This is a genomic window from Paraburkholderia sp. RCC_158 (genome assembly GCF_041355255.1).
Classification (GTDB): domain Bacteria; phylum Pseudomonadota; class Gammaproteobacteria; order Burkholderiales; family Burkholderiaceae; genus Paraburkholderia; species Paraburkholderia graminis.
In genome coordinates this window covers 86,183-103,491 of sequence record NZ_JBFUPM010000008.1, presented here as the reverse complement: position 1 = coordinate 103,491, position 17,309 = coordinate 86,183, and the positions used below count along the sequence as shown (strand labels likewise).

Sequence of the window (17,309 nt, the reverse complement as noted above, 5' to 3'; positions counted from 1 at the left end):
GCTCAACGGCCCAGCATCGGCAGATTGAGACCCGCCTCGCGCGCGGTTTGCTGCGCGAGTTCATAGCCCGCATCCGCGTGACGCATCACGCCCGTTGCCGGATCGTTGAACAGCACGCGGCCGAGGCGTTCCTTCGCGGCGTCCGTGCCGTCCGCGACGATCACGACGCCCGAGTGCTGGCTAAAGCCCATGCCGACACCGCCGCCGTGATGCAGCGACACCCACGACGCGCCGCCAGCCGTATTCAGCAGAGCGTTGAGCAACGGCCAGTCGCTGACCGCGTCCGAGCCGTCTTTCATCGATTCGGTTTCGCGATTCGGGCTCGCGACGGAACCGGTATCGAGGTGATCGCGGCCGATCACGATCGGCGCCTTCAGCTCGCCGTTCTTCACCATTTCGTTGAACGCCTGGCCGAGACGATAGCGATCCTTCACGCCGACCCAGCAGATACGCGCCGGCAAGCCCTGGAACGCGATGCGTTCGCGCGCCATGTCGAGCCAGTTGTGCAGATGCGGATCGTCGGGGATCAGTTCCTTGACCTTCGCGTCCGTCTTGTAGATGTCCTCGGGATCGCCCGACAGCGCGACCCAGCGGAACGGCCCCTTGCCTTCGCAGAACAACGGGCGGATATACGCCGGCACGAAGCCCGGAAAATCGAACGCGTTTTCAACGCCCATTTCCAGCGCCATCTGACGAATGTTGTTGCCGTAGTCGAGCGTGGCCGCGCCGCGCTGCTGCAACGTCAACATCGCCTGCACCTGTTTCGCCATCGACTGCTTCGCCGGCACGACGATCGAATCGGGCGCGGTCTTCATGCGCTCGCGCCAGTCTTCCACGCTCCAGCCTTGCGGCAGGTAGCCGTGAATCGGATCGTGCGCGCTCGTCTGATCGGTCACGCAGTCCGGCGTGATGCCGCGCGTCACGCATTCGGCGAACACGTCGGCAGCATTGCCGAGCAGACCGATCGACACCGGCTTGCCCGCCTGCTTCGCTTCGTCGAGCATGGCAAGCGCTTCGTCGAGCGTCTTCGCTTTTTTGTCGACGTAGCGCGTCTTCAGGCGGAAGTCGATGCGCGTCTCGTCGCACTCCACCGCGATCATCGAGAAGCCGGCCATCGTGGCCGCGAGCGGCTGCGCGCCGCCCATGCCGCCGAGACCGCCGGTGAGAATCCAGCGGCCCTTCGGATCGCCGTTGAAATGCTGGTTCGCCACCGAGAAGAACGTTTCGTACGTGCCCTGCACGATGCCCTGGCTGCCGATGTAGATCCAGCTACCCGCCGTCATCTGCCCGTACATCATCAGGCCCTTGCGGTCGAGTTCGTGGAAATGTTCCCACGTCGCCCAATGCGGCACCAGGTTCGAGTTCGCGAGCAGCACGCGCGGCGCGTCGGCATGCGTGCGGAACACGCCGACCGGCTTGCCCGATTGAATCAGCAGCGTCTCGTCTTCGTTCAGGTCCTTCAGCGATGCCAGGATCTGATCGAAGCAATCCCAGTTGCGCGCCGCGCGGCCGATGCCGCCATACACGACGAGCGCATGCGGATGCTCGGCTACTTCGGGGTCCAGATTATTCTGGATCATCCGATACGCGGCTTCCGCGATCCAGGTCTTGCAGGTCTTTTCGGCGCCGCGCGGCGCGCGGATCGTGCGAGTGGGATCGAGACGCGGGTCGATGTGTTTCGGGTTGTTCATGGTGGCCCTCGGAATGCGTAAAGATAATCAGAATGTGTCGGGGAAAATCGCTCGGAAAAAGCGGATCAAAAATGTCCGGTGAAACGGTAGCGGCTGCCTGGATGCGATAAATTCGCGATCGACGCGACCTGGCTTTGCGACCACGTTCGCCGATGCAGCACGAGACAGGGTTCGAGTTCGTCCATCGTCAAAAGCTCGCGCGTGTCGCCGTCCGCCGCCAATGCCTCGATCCGGTATTCGACGCGCTGCAGCGGCGCGACGCGAACGAGGTACTGATTCGGCGTGGTGTTCGTGAAGTCCTGCAATGCATACTCGGGCGCGACGGCCGGATTGACCCAGCGCTCTTCGAGTTGCACGGGTTCGTCGTTTTCGAAATGCAGCACGCGCGAGAAAAACACCGGACTGCCCGCGCTAACCTGCATTTCCTCGGCGAGCGCGGCGTCCGCAATGCTCGCGCCGATGTGCAGCACCTTCGCCTGATAGCGATGCCCGCGCGCAACGATTTCGTCGGAAATACTGCGGATCGCCACCAGCGTCGACTCGTACTTGGGGCGCGCGACGAACGTGCCCGAGCCCTGCACGCGCGTGAGAACCTGCTCCGAGGTCAACTCGCGCAACGCGCGGTTGACCGTCATGCGCGCGACGTTGAATTCGCGTGCGAGCTCGTTTTCGGACGGCACCTGGTCGCCTTCACCCCATTCGCCCGCATGAATGCGCGCGAGGATAAAGTCCTTGATGCCCTGGTAGGCCGGTGCGTTCATTGGCTGCCGCTCGCTGTCCGCTTACTGCTCTGAGACGAAGGAAAACGGGCTCAACTTCGCGATCGTGCCGTTCTGCACGAGACGCGTCACCGCTGCGATGTCCGGCGCGAAGTAATGATCGAGCTCGTAATGCGCGACGTCGTTGCGCACCGCGTCCATCACTTTTTGCAGGCTCGGGCTGGTCTTGTGCGGCGCGCGCAGATCGACACCTTGAGCGGCGGCGAGCAATTCGATAGAGAGAATATTCGCCGTGTTTTCCGCGATGTCGCCGAGCTTGCGCGCGGCGAACGTCGCCATCGAAACGTGATCTTCCTGGTTGGCCGACGTGGGCAGCGAATCGACGGAAGCCGGATGCGCGAGCGTCTTGTTTTCCGACGCTAGCGCGGCGGCCGTCACGTGAGCGATCATGAAGCCGGAGTTCACGCCGCCGTCGCGCACGAGGAACGGCGGCAGGCCCGACAGCGTGGCGTCGATCAGCAACGCGATGCGGCGCTCAGCCAACGCGCCGATTTCCGCGGCAGCGAGCGCGAGATTATCCGCGGCGAAAGCAACCGGCTCCGCGTGGAAGTTGCCGCCCGACAGCACTTCGCCGGTGTCGGGGAAAATCAGCGGATTGTCGGAGACGGCGTTCGCTTCGAGCAGCAGCACGTCGGCGGCATGACGCATCTGATCGAGACAGGCGCCCATCACTTGCGGCTGGCAGCGCAGGCTGTACGGGTCCTGCACCTTGTCGCAATCGGCGTGCGATACGTTGATGCCCGAGCCTTGCAGCAGCGAGCGATAAGCCGCGGCGGCGTCGATCTGTCCTTGATGGCCGCGCAGGTCGTGAATGCGCGCGTCGAACGGCTTCACGGAGCCAGCCGCTGCATCCACCGACAACGCGCCTGCCACGAGTGCAGTGCGGTACAGGTCTTCGATCGCGAACATGTTGTAGAGCGCGAGCGCCGTGGATGCCTGCGTGCCGTTCAGCAGCGCGAGACCTTCCTTCGCCTGCAACGTGAGCGGCTTGAGGCCGACGAGCGCGAGGCCTTCGGTGGCCGGCAGGCGCTCGCCCTTCGCGAACACTTCGCCGACGCCGAGCAGCACCGCCGACATATGCGCGAGCGGCGCGAGGTCGCCCGATGCGCCGACCGAACCCTTGACCGGAATCACCGGCAGCACGTCGGCGTTGTACAGCGTGATCAGCGCTTCCATGACTTCGCGGCGAATGCCCGAATGACCGCGGCCGAGGCTCGACAGCTTCAACGCAATCAACAGACGCACGACGGGACGCGACATCGGCTCACCCACGCCGACCGCGTGCGACAACACGAGATTGCGTTGCAGCAGTTCGAGCTGATCGTGCGGAATGTGCGTGCTGGCGAGACGCCCGAACCCCGTGTTGATGCCGTAGGCCGGCTCGCCTTTCGCGGCGATGTCCGCGACGGCTTTTGCGCAGGCGTCGATGGCGGCGTGGCTGGCGGAATCGAGCTTCAGCGGCACGTGGGCACGCGCGATCTGGCGCAGTTGCGGGAGGGTCAGGTGGCCGGGCTTCAGAGTCATCATGGTTGTTGTCCTGTCTATACAATTTCAGAAAGTCTAGCGGCCACGGCTTGTATATACAACTTGTTTTTAAGATTCGAGGCCCAGGGCTTTCCACTAAGGCAATGCTGGCAGTTGATGTCGGCGTCAGGCCCGCCGTACCACGGGCGAAGCGACTAAGAGCGCAGCGCGCTCAATCACGTAGAACTTGTATATACACCCTCATAATTCGCGCCGCCACACGGACAAAACACCCACACGCAAAAAGCCCGCGCGCTAGTCAGAGCCGCAGGCTTTGTTTATGGTGGGGGCGTCGGACGCGCCGCTACAGGCGCACGCGCGCCGCGATGAAATCCAGAAAACACTGCACGCGCCCGGCAAGCGACGCGCTCTGGTAATAGACGGCGCTGACCGGCTGACGCTCATCGAGCAGCACATGGCCGAGGATCGGCACGAGCCGTCCATCGCGGATGTCGGCGGCGGTCATGAAATCGGCGAGACAGGCGATGCCCCAGCCGGAGAGCGCGAGTTGGCGCAGCGTCTCGCCGCTCGACGCAGTTATCGACGGCTCGATTTTCAGCGGCTCGGGCTTGCCGCCGACTCGATCAGTACGACTCGTGCTTTTGCTCGTGCCTTTGCCCGCCCGCTTACCGCGCTCGCGCAACGGCCAGCGGTTCAGATGCTCGGGCGCGGTAAATCCGATCAGCCGATGTTCGCGCAACGCGTCGACCGATTTCGGCTCGCCATGCTCGGCGAGATACGCGGGACTCGCGACCACGCGCAGCTTGCTGCTGCCGAGCGCACGCGCATGCAGCGTCGAATCCTGCAACGCGCCGATGCGGATCGCAATGTCCACTTTCTGCTCGAGCAAATCGACGATGCGCTCGCTACTGGTCAACTCCAGCCGGATCTCGGGATACAGCGCGGAAAACGCCGTCATATGCGGCGCGATGCAGTGGAGCATGAAGGGCGACGCCGCATCGACACGCAGACGCCCCGACGGCCGCCGACGCTTGCGCGCGACCGATTCCTCGGCTTCTTCCATCGCGTCGAGAATCGCGCGGGCGCGCTGCAGAAAGCCTTCGCCCTCCTCTGTCAATTGCAGACGGCGCGTGGTGCGCCGCACGAGCGCGGTGTCGAGCTTCTTTTCGAGGCGCGTGAGCGCGCGGCTCACGCCGGAAACCGTCTGCCCGAGTTTCTCGGCGGCCGCCGTGATCGAGCCGCTGTCGATCACGCTGACGAACACCAGCAACTCGTCCGTGGAAGTTTTCATTATTGATTTCAAGTCAAGATTGATTTGAGACTAACACGCTTTTTGCGAGAATCAAGACGGCGGATACTGCATGCCTGTCATCGTGTTTCCACTCAGGCACTCAGGAGAACGTCTTGAAGATTTTCATTACAGGCGCAAGCGGTTTTATCGGCGGTTCGATTGCGGCGCATCTGGTGCGCGCCGGTCATCAGGTGCGCGGTCTGATCCGCAAGCCCGAACATCGCGACGAGTTGAAGCGGCTCGGCATCGAACCGGTTATCGGCACGCTCGACGACCGCGCGTTGCTGATCGCCGAAGCGCAAGCCGCCGACGCCGTCATCAACGCGGCAAGCAGCGATCACGAAGGCGCGGTGAGCGCGCTGATCGAAGGACTCGCCGGCTCGGGCAAACCGTTTCTGCATACGAGCGGCTCGAGCATCGTCGGCGATGCGTCCGGCGGCGAAGCGGCGCAGGCGCGCATCTATCACGAAGACGCGCTGCCCGAGCCGACCGCGGACAAAGCGGCGCGCGTCGCGATCGACCGTCAGGTGCTCGAAGCGGCACAGCGCAATATCCGCTCGGCGGTGCTTTGCAATACGCTGATCTACGGACACGGCGCGGTGGCGGGCAGCGCGAGCGTGCAGTTGCCGCGCCTCGTGCGGCAGGCGCAAAAGAGCGGCGTGGTGCGCCATGTCGGCAGCGGCGGCAACACGTGGTCGAACGTGCATATCGACGACGTCGCGGAACTCTATCGGCTCGCGTTGGAGAAAAGCCCTGCCGGCATGTTCTATTTCGTCGAAAGCGGTGAAGCGTCGTTCCGCGAGATGAGCGCCGCGATTGCTCGCGCGATCAAGCTCGGCGAGCCGCAAGACTGGCCGCTCGACGAAGCGCAAAAAGAATGGGGTTACGAAATGGCGTCGTACGGACTCGGTTCGAACAGCCGCGTGCGCGGCGAGCGCGCGCGCAAACTGCTGGGTTGGCAGCCGAAGCGCACGTCGGTGATCGAATGGATCGAGCGCGACATGATGGCCGGGCTCGCGGCTTAAGCGGCTTAAGCGGTGTATTAAGCGGTGTAAGTTGTGTAAGCGCCGGCGTTGCTAATCCGTAAGCTCAACTCGATAGAATCGCGCTCAGCTAAACCACGCAGTTTTGCGCGTGAAGCTGAGCCCCGCGGTTCGACATTCGAGCCGCCCATGAGCCCGGATTGGATCGATGACTTTGGCGCTGAATTTCGACTGGCTGACGAATCTGCTGGCGATTCTGTTCGTCGTCGCGTGCCTTTACGATGCACGCTACGACGAGTACGGCACGTTGACCTTGTCGGCGGCCCTGATGAGTCTCGCCGTGATGGCGATCGAACTGTTTCTCAAGCCTGCATTCGACATGGCGTTGTGAGCGCGGCGCGCGGCATTCGTTAGCAACGGGCCGCGCGCGCGCTGCCTGACCAACTAGATCAGATCGCCCAGCCGCCCAGATAAAACCCCACCAGCACGAGCGCAATCGCCACTGTTCCCACGTTCAGCTTGCGATATTCGCCGCTCACCACGCGACCGATCACGAGCGTCGCGAAGCCGAGCATGATGCCGGTCACGATGTTCGCCGTGAGCACGATAAAGACCGCGCACATGAGACCCGACATCGCGTCGACCATATCGTCCATATGCAGCTTGCTCACGTTCGAGAGCATCAGGAGTCCGACATACATGAGCGCGGGCGCCGTCGCGTACGAAGGCACGAGGCCCGCGAGCGGCGAGAAGAACATCACGCCGAGAAACAGCAGGCCGACCACCGCCGCCGCCATGCCGGTCTTCGCGCCGGCCGCCACGCCGACCGTCGATTCGATGTAGGCCGCAGCCGGCGCGCCGCCGAGCAGGCCCGAGAAAATCGAGCTGACCGAATCCGCCGTCAGCGCGCGGCCGCCGTTGATGATGCGGCCGTTTTCATCGAGTTGACCCGCTTGTCCGGCGACCGCGCGAATCGTGCCGGTCGCGTCGAACACCGCGGTCATCACGAGCGCGAGGACACTCGGCAGCACCGCCATCGAGAGCGCGCCCTTGATGTCCATTGCGCCGATCAGCGACTCGTGTCCCGGCGCGCTCAGCGACGGCACCGCGAACACGCCATGAAACGACACGGCCGGATCGACCAGCAGCGCGATCGCCGAAATGGCGACTATGACAATCAGGATCGAGCCCGGCACGCGACGGCGCACCAGCCCGAAAATCGCCGCGAGTCCCGCGACCGACATCAGCGCCGGCAACGCAGTGATGTTGCCGAGCGCGACCGGCAAACCGGCGCCCGGATTCTTGACGACGAGACCGACTTCGTTGGCGGCGATCAGCAGCAGAAAAAGACCGATGCCGATGCCCGTGCCGTGCGCGATGCCCGTCGGCAGATTGCGCAGGATCCACGAACGCACGCCGGTTACGGAGATGCCCGTGAACACGACGCCCATCAGAAACACCGCGCCGAGCGCGACCGTCGGATGCAAGCCTTTGCCGAGCACGAGGCCGAACGCCGTGAACGCGGTCAGCGAAATGGCGCAGCCGATCGCGATCGGAAGACGCGCCCACACGCCCATCAGCAGCGAGCCGAACGCGGTCGTGAGGCACACGGCGACGAACACCGCGCTCGTGTCGAAGCCCGCCTTGCCGAACATGCCCGGCACCACGAACACGGAATAGACCATCGCGAGAAAGGTCGTAATGCCCGCGACGATTTCCTGGCGCTGCGAACTGCCGCGCGCGGAAATCTGGAAGTAGCGGTCGAGAAAGCCCTTGGTGTCGAATGACTCGGCGCCGGCTTCGGAAAGCGGCTGGGCGTGGGGTTCCATCATGATGAGTGCCTCCTTTATCAGCATGCTGAAACGGCCGTCGAAGTGGCCGTCATCAGGTTCGTCTCGTTGCGTTGGTTTAATTGATGTGTGCGTGCGATGAAGCGCGTTGTCCGCGTCGGCCCGCTTTGTGTTTTTTTGTGTCTCGTTTTGTGTCTCGAAATGTAGGCCAATGCAGATATATCTCCCATCGCATGGATGGCATGCCCGGCATGTCGCGATGCTTATATCGTTTAAGCGACGGCGAAGGTCGTCGTGGATCCGCGTGTTTACACCTACCGCCTGGCTGTCTGTCTTCGCGGCAGCGATAGGACAAGTGAAAGCTTTTTGAGAGCTTTGGACTCTGCAATGTCCGCAAAGCAGGAACGCGCGGGCGAACATTCAGCCTTGCACTCAGTCGCGCATTCAGCCGCGTACCTTTGCAGCGCGCTGCGGCACGAAGCGTGCTTGCCGCATCGCGCTCGCCACGCCCCGAAAACGGGCCCTGCCGACGTCGCGGGTTAAACTCTTGGCCGTACTGTCCAACCGCGGCCCCTCGAAAGCCGCACCGGTCCATGGAGTTTTCCCCGATGAGTGGCGGCTTTTCGCTTCCCGCATGGCGTCAAACCCTTCTCGCCGCGTTCGCGCTGCTGGCGCTGCTCGCGCTGTCCGGTTGCAGCAGCCTGCTGTGGGGCACGCAGCAGGCGCCGATCGTCGAAGCCACGGTGATGCCGGTCGAAGCCGCGAGCGCGCCGGTGGCCGCATCGGCGCCTGAGCCCGTCGAAACCGAAGCCGCCGAGCCCGAGCAGCCGAAGAAGCCGAAGAAGCCCGCCGTCAAGCCGCACAAGGTCGAGCCGCCGCCGCCCGTCGTCGCGCCGCCTCCCCCGCCGCCGCCTCCTCCGCCGCTGATCCTCGTGCGCACGATCGAGCGCAACGACGCGCATACGCTGCTCGACAGCCAGGTGCAGAAGCCGGACGGCAAGGTCGTCGGACGGGCGGTCGACATGATCGCGGACGCGAGCGGCAAGCCGCGTGAAGTCGTCGTCAATCTGCAAGGCTTTTTGGGTGTCGGCGACCGCAAGGTCAATTTCGCGTGGAACGCGTTCCGCTTCACGCCGGCCGCGAAGACCGCGCCGATCACGCTGAATCCGTCGGCGGTGCCGGTGAATCCGGCGAAGTCGAATGCGGCGATGCAGTTGCCGCTGATCGACGCGACCGTCGAGCGTTCGAACGGCGCCAAGGTGGGCCGCGTGATCGACGTGCTGATCGACGCCAGCGCGCAGCCGCAGGCGGTCGTGCTCGACGTCAACGGCATGGTCAGCACCGAGCGGCGCACGATTGCCGCGAACTGGTCGGCGCTGCGCTTCGTCACGAAAGACAAGGAGCTGCATCCGCTAATCGATTTGAGCGATGCGCAGATCAACGCGGCGCCGCCCTACGCGAGCGATAAGCCGATCCGCGCGGTGTCGCCCGCGCCGCCCGCCGCTGCTGCTGCGCCTGCGTCCACAGCGACCGCGCCTGCGGCTGCTGCGGCGCCCACTTCCGCTCCTGCTTCCGCGGCAACCTCCGCGGCCGGTTCAAACGCACGGGCGGTCCGATGACAGGCCGCACTATGGTTACCGCGCGAAGTCTGCGCGCACTCGACTGGCTGAACTTCTTCGTTGCAAACGTGCAGACGGGCTTCGGTCCGTTCATCGCGTCGTATCTCGCGTCGCACAAGTGGACCCAGGGCGAGATCGGCATGGCGCTTTCCGTGGGCACGATCAGCGCGATGGTGAGCCAGGTGCCGGGCGGCGCCGCCGTCGACGCGTTGCGCAACAAGAAAGGCGCGGCCGCCTGGGCGATCTTCGCGATCATCGTGAGCGCGGTGCTGCTCGCCACGAGTCCGACGGTGCTGCCGGTGATCGCCGCCGAAGTCTTCCACGGATTCGCGAGCTGCATGCTGACGCCGGCGCTTGCCGCGATTTCGTTCGCGCTCGTCGGGCGCGCGAATCTCGGCGACCGGCTCGGGCGCAACGCGCGCTGGGCGTCGATCGGCAGCGCGGTCGCGGCCGGCCTGATGGGCGTGTTCGGCGAGTACTACTCGCCGCGCGCGGTGTTCTGGCTGACCGCGGGGCTCGCCGTGCCCGCGCTGGTCGCGCTCTCGATGATCCAGCGCACCGACACCATCCAGTTGCCGAAAGCCGCGCCGACGCCGGAGCAGATCGAGCGGCGCGAAAGTCTGCGCGAGCTGCTGCGCGACAGGCGCATGCTGCTGTTCGCCGCGTGCATCGTGCTGTTTCACTTGTCCAACGCGGCGATGCTCAATCTCGCCGCCGGCGAAGTCACTGCGGGCATGGGCGACAACGTGCAGCTCGTGATCGCGGCGTGCATCATCGTGCCGCAAGCGATCGTCGCGATGATGTCGCCGTGGGTCGGCCGTTCGGCGGAACGTTGGGGACGCCGGCCAATCCTGCTGCTGGGCTTTTCCGCGCTGCCGATCCGCGCGCTGCTGTTCGCCGGAATCAGCAGCCCGTATCTGCTCGTACCGGTGCAACTGCTCGACGGTCTGAGCGCTGCCGTGTTCGGCGTGATGCTGCCTCTGATTGCCGCCGACGTCGCCGGCGGCAAGGGGCGCTACAACCTGTGCATTGGCCTCTTCGGGCTGGCGGCGGGCATCGGCGCGACGTTGAGCACGACGGCGGCCGGTTTCATCGCCGATCATTTCGGCAATGCGGTCGCGTTCTTCGGACTCGCGGCCGCGGGCGCGCTGGCCGTGCTGCTGGTGTGGGCGGCGATGCCCGAGACGCGCGATGCCGCCGCGGAGGAAGATGGCGAAGCGGTAGCGGGCGGCGGCGGCTCGGCGGTCAGATAAAGCGAAGCCGCGAACGAACGCGGCTGAAGAAAACCACCCGGCCCGCAGCGCGCGATGCGCCGCGGGCCGTCACGCTGTACATCAATCTATCGCCCGCCCCGCCGTTTCCCGCATGAACGGCAGCGGCACCAACGACACCAGTCCGCAGCCAATCAGATACCACGCGGGCGCAAGGTTGCTGCCGGAAAGCTGAATCAGCCACGTCGCGAAAAACTGCGCGAATCCGCCGAAAATCGACACGCCGAGACAATAGACAATCGACATCCCCGTCGCGCGGATTTCGCGTGGAAACAGCTCCGGCAGCATCACGATATTGGGCACCGCCGTGAACGCGACCAGCACGGCCAACGCGGCGACCACGGCGAGCAGCACCGGCACCGTCGGCGACGCGTTGATCGCGATGAACGCCGGATAGACGGCTGCAATCAGCAACACGCGCGAGACCAACAGAACGGGTTTGCGTCCGACGCGGTCCGACAACGCGCCCGCGAACGGCGAGCACACCACCGTCACCGCCGCGGCGGTCCATGCGGCCCACAGCGCCGACGACATCGGCAAATGCAGAATGCGGATCGCGTAGGTGGACAGATAGAACAGCACGATGTAATTCGCCGCGGTCCCGCCGATCGTCGTGACGACACCCGCGGTGATCGAGCGCGAATGGTCGCGAAACAGCTTGCGCACCGGCTGCGTGGCCGCGTCAGCGTTCACCGGCGCGTTGCCGTCTTCGACGCCGGGCAGCGTCTCGTTCAGATGACGCCGGATATAGATGCCGATCGGCCCCATCGCCATGCCGATCACGAACGGCACGCGCCAGCCCCAGCTTTCGAGCGCCGCGGTCGACAGCGCGGCGGCGAGCGCAACGCCCAGCAGCGAACCGCAGACCGTGTTCATGCCCTGGCTCACGAACTGCCAGCTTCCATAGAAGCCGCGCGTTTTATCGCTGCCGTACTCCATCAGCAGCGACGTCGAGGCGCCGACCTCACCGCCCAACGCAAAGCCCTGAACCAGACGCGCGACGATCACCAGCACGGGCGCGGCCACGCCGATCGCCGCATAGGTCGGCGCGAACGCGATGATCGCCGAGCCGAGCGTCATCAGCCACAGCGTGAGGCTCATCGCCGCCTTGCGGCCGGCGCGGTCCGCGTAAGCGCCCAGCACGACGCCGCCCACCGGACGCATGATGAAGCCCACGCCGAATGTGCCCACCGCGAGCATCAACTGCGCGAGCTGTCCTTCGACCGGAAAATACAGCTTGCCGATGATCGTGGCGAAGAAGCTGTAAATCGTGAAGTCGAAAAACTCGAGCCCGTTGCCGAGCGTGATCGCGGCAATCGCCTTCGCGCGGCTCGCGCGCTGCGTGCCGTGGGCGGGTTCGTCGCTGGACGCGTCGTGCGCGGCGGGGTGCTGTGCGGCTGAATAGTCCATCCGTGTCTCCATGATTTCTTTACGTCGATGCCGATGCGCGGCAAGCTGGCCTCAGCGCCTCAGCGCCTCAGCGCCTCAGCGCGTCAGCGCGTCAGGCGAGGAACGTCTGCGCGAGCCGAACCCAATAAGCCGCGCCCGTCGCAAGGCACGCGTCGTTGAAGTCATAGCCGGGGTTATGGACCATGCAACCGCCCTCGCCGTCGCCATTGCCGATGATCAGATAGCTGCCCGCACAGCGCTCGAGCAGGAACGCGAAGTCCTCGCTGCCGGTGAGCGGCTGCATGCCGTCGATCAACCCTTCTTCGCCCAGCCAGTCGAGCGCGACCTGGCGCGCGAGATGCGTCATTTCCGTATCGTTGACGAGCACCGGATAGCGGCGCTGATAGTCGACCCGCGCCCGCGCGCCGTAGACGGCCGCCTGTCCGCAGGCCACCGCCGTGATCCGCTCCTGCAGATGGTCGCGGACCTCGGGCCTGAGCGCGCGCACCGACAGGCGCATCTCCGCGGTTTCGGGAATCACGTTGGGCGCGTCGCCGGCGTGAATCGCGCCGACGGTGATGATCGCCATATCGAGCGGCGCGATGTTGCGCGACACGATGGACTGCAACGCCAGCACGATCTGCGCGCAGACGACGACCGGATCGACCGCCTTGTGCGGCATCGCGCCGTGCCCGCCGCGCCCGGTCACGGTAATGATCACCGTATCCGATGAAGCCATGAACGACCCCGGCAGGAATCCGAACTTTCCGGTCGGAAAACCCGGCATGTTGTGCATCGCGAAGACGCCGTCGCAGGGAAATTTCTCAAAGAGGCCGTCTTCGAGCATTTTGCGCGCACCGGCGAGGCCCTCTTCGGCCGGCTGAAAAATCAGATTCAACGTGCCGTCGAAGCGCTTCTCGCGCGCCAGATGCTTCGCGGCGGCGAGCAGCATGGCCGTGTGGCCGTCGTGACCGCATGCGTGCATCTTGCCCGGCACCTTGCTCGCGTACGGCAGACCCGTCGTTTCGTGGATAGGCAGCGCGTCCGTGTCGGCGCGCAGACCGAGCCGGCGCGTCCCGTTGCCGACTTTCAACTGGCCGACAACGCCGGTCTGTCCCAGTCCGCGATGCACGGTGTAGCCCCACTCCTGCAAGCGTTCGGCGACGAGATCGCCGGTCGCGAATTCCTCGTACGCAAGCTCCGGCTGCGCGTGGATGCGATGCCGCAGCGCGATCATCTCGTCTTCGAGTTCGGCAATGCCCGCTGGAATGGCCATGGTGTTCACGGTGCGTCTCCTTTATCAATGCGTGAACCCAGCATAGCGACGCGCTTTTTTGACAGGCAGGCGTAGAATCGTTGCGGCGGCAACTTCCGGTTGCTGCCTCACTCGACTTCTCTTAGATGAAACTCCATCAGCTCAGCACCTTGGCGGCAATCGCGGATACCGGAAGTATCCGGGCCGCCGCGCGTTCACTCGGACTGTCGCCGGCCGCGGTGACCAAGGCGATGCGCGAACTGGAAGCGGATCTGCACGCGCCGCTCGTCGTGCGCAGCGCGAGCGGCGTCGCCTTCACCGAGTTCGGCCGCGCGCTCGTCGTACACGCGCGCGTCGTGCTCGGGCAATTGCAGCGGGCGCAGGCGGAAATCGAAGCGATGCGCGGCGCGGCGGCCGGCAAGCTGTCGATCGGCGTGACGCCGTGGGTCGCGTTGACGTTCCTGCCGCCCGCCGTGCAGCGCTTCCGCCAACGCATGCCTGAAGTGCAACTCGAGTTCTTCGAAGGCTTGCTCGCGGTCGTGCAACCACGGCTGCGCGACGGCAGCCTCGATTTCTCGATCGGCCGTCCGCCGCCCGCGTCGCCGGTATCGGAATTTCATAACACGCCCCTGTTCTCGACGCATTCGGCGGTGGTCGCGCGGCGCGATCATCCGAAAGCCGGTTGCCGCAGCCTGCTCGAACTCGAGGACGCCGAATGGGTGCTGAACTGGGACCCGGCGAGCCGCGAGTCGATCTCCGATAATCTGTTCCGCAAGCGCGGCATGCGCGTGCCGCACACGATCCATCTCGCGCATTGGCTCGCGGTCGTGCTGGGGCTGCTCGCGCATACCGACATGCTGAGCATCTTTCCGTGGCCGCTCGTCGAAGTGACGCTCGCGAAAGAGAATCTGTGGGCGCTGCCGCTGCGCGAAACGGTCGATGAAACGATGGTCAGCATCACCGCGCGCCGCGGTGCGCCGGAAAGTCCGGCGGCCACCTGTTTCCTGGGCTGCCTGCGTGAAGTCATCGACGAGGGCGCGCGCTCGCAAGATCCCGAGCAGCGCCGGCTTTTTCACTCGATCGAGTTGCTGCTGTAACGCGGCCTGCGCAACTAATCGAGAAACTCGGCGGCGCGCTTGCGCAACACTGCGCTGAAATCGTCGAGCCAGCCAATCGACAGACGCCAGCTCTGCCAATAAAGATCGACGTCGATATGCTTGCCGGGCGCCATCTCCACAAGTTCGCCGCTCGCGAGATGCGCGGCGATCATGCGCTCGGGACACATGCCCCAGCCGAGCCCGGTCACGCAGGCACGCAAAAATCCCGCGACGTGCGGAATCCAGTGCAACGGCGGGTCCACTTCGGCCCGCGTGATACGGCGCATGAAGCGCTTTTGCAATTGATCCTTCGGATTGAAATCGACGCACGGCGCGCGGCGCAGACTGTCGCGCGTGACGCCGTCCGCGAAATGACGCGCGAAAAGCGCGGGCGAGCAGACCGCGAGATAACGCATGCGCCCAAGACGCGTGGAACGGCAGCCTTGCACCGGCTCCGCCTGCGTGGTCACCGCGCCCTGCACGCTGCCGTCGCGGATGCGCTGCGCGGTGTGATCCTGATCGTCGATCACCAGATCGAGCAGCATCTGACGCTCAGCGCAAAACGGCGCGACCGCATCGATGAACCAGGTGCCGACGCTGTCGTCGTTGACCGCGACGCGCAGCGTCGGCCATGCTTCGACGAGACCGCCCGGCAACGCGGGCACGCGGCCGGTCAGTTCGGCTTCGAGCAATTGCACGCGCTCGGTATGACGGCACAGCAACGCGCCGGAGGTCGTCGCGACACACGGCTGGCCGCGCTTCACCAGCACGCTGCCCACGCGCTCCTCGAGCAGCTTGACGCGCTGCGAGACCGCCGAGGGCGTGACGTTCAGCTCGCTCGCCGCGCGGTCGAACGAACCGTGCCGCACCACGGCGGCGAGCGCATCGAGCAGCGCATAGTCGAGCATTAGCGTTCCTTAATCGACGTTAGCTAAATTAGCTTCTCTTATCCAGTCGGAATCCGCAGACTAGCCACATTCGCTTCTCCCGTCTACTGGATCGACTATGAACTGGCTGTCTTTTTCTCATGGCGCGGCGTTATGCGCGTCGCTGATCGTGACCATCGGCGCACAGAACGCCTTCGTGCTGCGGCAAGGCATCATGCGCTCGCATGTCGGCAAGATCGTCGCGCTGTGCGCGCTGTCGGACTGCATTCTGATTAGCGCGGGCGTCGGCGGCGCGTCGGTGCTCGTCGAGCGCTATCCGGTCTTCGTGCATGTGATGCTGTATGTCGGGCTCGCCTATCTCGTGTGGTTCGGCATTAACGCGCTGCGTAGGGCGGTGCGGCCCGGGCATGCGGTCATGGACGCCGGCACCGGCGACGGCGCGCCGCCCGCGCAACGCGCGCTGCCGATCGTGCTGATGACGCTCGCCTTTACGTGGCTCAATCCGCACGTGTATCTCGACACGTTCCTGCTGATCGGCACCGCGGGCGCGCGCGAACCGGACGGCGCACGCGTGGCGTTCGCGGTCGGCGCGATGGCGGTGAGCTGCGTGTGGTTCATCGGACTGGGCTGGGGCGCGCGTGCGCTCGCGCCGCTGTTTCGCCGCGCGACTGCGTGGCGCGTGCTGGACGGCGCGATCGGCAGCATGATTTTGCTGCTGGCGGTGACGCAGTTGCGTTGAATCAGGTGCGTTGAATCAGTTGCGTGAAGCCATCGCGTCGAAGCGGTCACAGCCTGGCGCAACGCGCACCAGCGCCGTTAACTCCGCGGACGCTCGACAGCCAGCAACTCTTGCACAAGCTGAGCGGACACATAATGCGGACCGTCGAACAGATAGACCCCATGGCCGCGATACGCAAACAGTTGCGGCGCGAGTTCCGCCGCGCTCGCCGGCCGAAACGCGCCGCCCGTGCCGGGACGAAACGCCTCGGCGATGATCCTCACGCGGCGCTCGCCGAGCCGCGCGGCCAGCGCGTCCGCATAAGCGCGCGCGGCGGCCGGGCCGCGCGTACAGACGCCGCAACCGTCCTGGAAAAATACGCCGACGTCGTGCGGCAGCCAGCCGTCGAGCCACGCGGCAAGCGCTTCGCCGCCGCGGTTCGAATTGTCGTAGACGCTGATCCACAAAGGCCGGGGCAACCGGTCGAGCAAAGGCCCGAGCGCCCTCGCGCCTTCCCACGTCGGATCGACTTCCACCGGAAAGTAATAGCCCGCGACGCGAACCGGCGGCCGCGCCGCGAGCAGCCTGCGCGATTGCTCGATCAGTTGCGCCGCTTGCGCGCGCGCGGACGTTTCGTCGAAGCGGCCCGCAAGACCGACGATCACATTGCGCGCCCACGGCTCGTCGGCAATGCGTGTCCAGTCGGGCAAACGCCGGGCGGCTTTCAGGCCGTCCGACGCGTCCACGCCTGACAGATAAGCGGTGCCGTCCACCGCCGTCCACTGCACGAGCAGTTCGCTTACGCCAAGACGCTGCCAGTCTCCACGCGGATCGAGATGATCCGAGTCCGGCTGCCACACCACACCTTGCGCGAGGCTGTCCGCACCGCCGGGACGGTTCGTTGCACAGCCGCCGAACACCGCCGTCAACGCACCCGCGGCGAGCAGCGTGCGACGGCGCGGCGAGCGCGGACCCGCGGCCCGCGCACTGCCCTCGCGTGAATCGGATGCGTGTTTGTCGTCAGCCTTCGACATGCAACTCCATGACACTGGAA

The 17,309-nt window shown here is 65.2% G+C and carries 15 protein-coding genes; 6 read left to right on the top strand and 9 right to left on the bottom strand.

Annotation, left to right across the window (positions count from 1 at the left end; all coding sequences use genetic code 11):
• Positions 1-2 precede the first annotated feature (2 nt).
• The 4 genes from hutU to AB6809_RS17540 all read right to left on the bottom strand — a co-directional run bounded on the left by hutU (position 3) and on the right by AB6809_RS17540 (position 5,246).
• Entirely contained in the window at positions 3-1,691 is a 1,689-nt protein-coding gene (gene hutU, locus AB6809_RS17555; protein WP_006051130.1) for a urocanate hydratase, read from the bottom strand.
• 65 nt (positions 1,692-1,756) lie between these two features.
• On the bottom strand, positions 1,757-2,452 hold the full coding sequence (gene hutC, locus AB6809_RS17550) for a histidine utilization repressor (protein ID WP_029969123.1): 696 nt from the start codon (positions 2,450-2,452) through the stop codon (positions 1,757-1,759).
• A gap of 21 nt (positions 2,453-2,473) precedes the next feature.
• Complete coding sequence (hutH, locus tag AB6809_RS17545) at positions 2,474-3,997, bottom strand: histidine ammonia-lyase (RefSeq protein ID WP_029969121.1); 1,524 nt, start codon at positions 3,995-3,997, stop codon at positions 2,474-2,476.
• 301 nt (positions 3,998-4,298) lie between these two features.
• Entirely contained in the window at positions 4,299-5,246 is a 948-nt protein-coding gene (locus AB6809_RS17540) for a LysR family transcriptional regulator (RefSeq protein WP_029969119.1), read from the bottom strand.
• Positions 5,247-5,359: 113 nt separating this feature from the next.
• Between AB6809_RS17540 and AB6809_RS17535 the strand changes: the two genes are divergently transcribed.
• The gene (locus AB6809_RS17535; protein ID WP_029969117.1) at positions 5,360-6,271 is read left to right on the top strand and encodes an NAD-dependent epimerase/dehydratase family protein; all 912 of its coding nucleotides are present in this window, start codon (positions 5,360-5,362) and stop codon (positions 6,269-6,271) included.
• A 166-nt stretch (positions 6,272-6,437) separates the two neighbouring features.
• The gene (locus AB6809_RS17530) at positions 6,438-6,620 is read left to right on the top strand and encodes a hypothetical protein (protein ID WP_006051135.1); all 183 of its coding nucleotides are present in this window, start codon (positions 6,438-6,440) and stop codon (positions 6,618-6,620) included.
• Between the two features lie 58 nt (positions 6,621-6,678).
• On the opposite strand, the gene AB6809_RS17525 is transcribed toward AB6809_RS17530, so the two are convergent.
• The gene (locus AB6809_RS17525) at positions 6,679-8,061 is read right to left on the bottom strand and encodes an NCS2 family permease (protein ID WP_006051136.1); all 1,383 of its coding nucleotides are present in this window, start codon (positions 8,059-8,061) and stop codon (positions 6,679-6,681) included.
• 566 nt (positions 8,062-8,627) lie between these two features.
• Between AB6809_RS17525 and AB6809_RS17520 the strand changes: the two genes are divergently transcribed.
• Positions 8,628-9,638 (top strand): PRC-barrel domain-containing protein, encoded by a 1,011-nt coding sequence (locus tag AB6809_RS17520; RefSeq protein ID WP_029969114.1) that lies wholly within the window; start codon positions 8,628-8,630, stop codon positions 9,636-9,638.
• Positions 9,635-10,891 carry an MFS transporter gene (locus AB6809_RS17515; RefSeq protein WP_029969112.1) on the top strand — a complete coding sequence of 419 codons (1,257 nt, stop codon included), beginning with the start codon at positions 9,635-9,637 and terminating at the stop codon, positions 10,889-10,891. The genes AB6809_RS17520 and AB6809_RS17515 overlap by 4 nt, the downstream gene beginning before the upstream one ends.
• A gap of 81 nt (positions 10,892-10,972) precedes the next feature.
• Here AB6809_RS17515 and AB6809_RS17510 read toward each other — a convergent pair whose 3' ends face one another.
• Together AB6809_RS17510 and AB6809_RS17505 are read right to left on the bottom strand one after the other, a co-directional pair.
• Complete coding sequence (locus tag AB6809_RS17510) at positions 10,973-12,319, bottom strand: MFS transporter (protein ID WP_029969110.1); 1,347 nt, start codon at positions 12,317-12,319, stop codon at positions 10,973-10,975.
• Positions 12,320-12,410: 91 nt separating this feature from the next.
• Entirely contained in the window at positions 12,411-13,583 is a 1,173-nt protein-coding gene (locus AB6809_RS17505; RefSeq protein WP_371026895.1) for a M20 aminoacylase family protein, read from the bottom strand.
• 116 nt (positions 13,584-13,699) lie between these two features.
• Here AB6809_RS17505 and AB6809_RS17500 point away from each other — a divergent pair, with 116 nt between their 5' ends.
• Positions 13,700-14,650: a LysR substrate-binding domain-containing protein gene (locus tag AB6809_RS17500; RefSeq protein WP_029969108.1), complete on the top strand. Its 951-nt coding sequence runs from the start codon at positions 13,700-13,702 to the stop codon at positions 14,648-14,650.
• Positions 14,651-14,664: 14 nt separating this feature from the next.
• Here AB6809_RS17500 and AB6809_RS17495 read toward each other — a convergent pair whose 3' ends face one another.
• Positions 14,665-15,558: a LysR family transcriptional regulator ArgP gene (locus AB6809_RS17495; RefSeq protein ID WP_053857864.1), complete on the bottom strand. Its 894-nt coding sequence runs from the start codon at positions 15,556-15,558 to the stop codon at positions 14,665-14,667.
• A 97-nt stretch (positions 15,559-15,655) separates the two neighbouring features.
• Between AB6809_RS17495 and AB6809_RS17490 the strand changes: the two genes are divergently transcribed.
• Positions 15,656-16,276 carry a LysE/ArgO family amino acid transporter gene (locus AB6809_RS17490; protein WP_029969106.1) on the top strand — a complete coding sequence of 207 codons (621 nt, stop codon included), beginning with the start codon at positions 15,656-15,658 and terminating at the stop codon, positions 16,274-16,276.
• Between the two features lie 77 nt (positions 16,277-16,353).
• On the opposite strand, the gene AB6809_RS17485 is transcribed toward AB6809_RS17490, so the two are convergent.
• A complete protein-coding gene (locus tag AB6809_RS17485; protein ID WP_371026894.1) occupies positions 16,354-17,289 on the bottom strand; it encodes a hypothetical protein in 936 nt (311 codons plus the stop codon).
• Between the last annotated feature and the right edge of the window lie 20 nt (positions 17,290-17,309).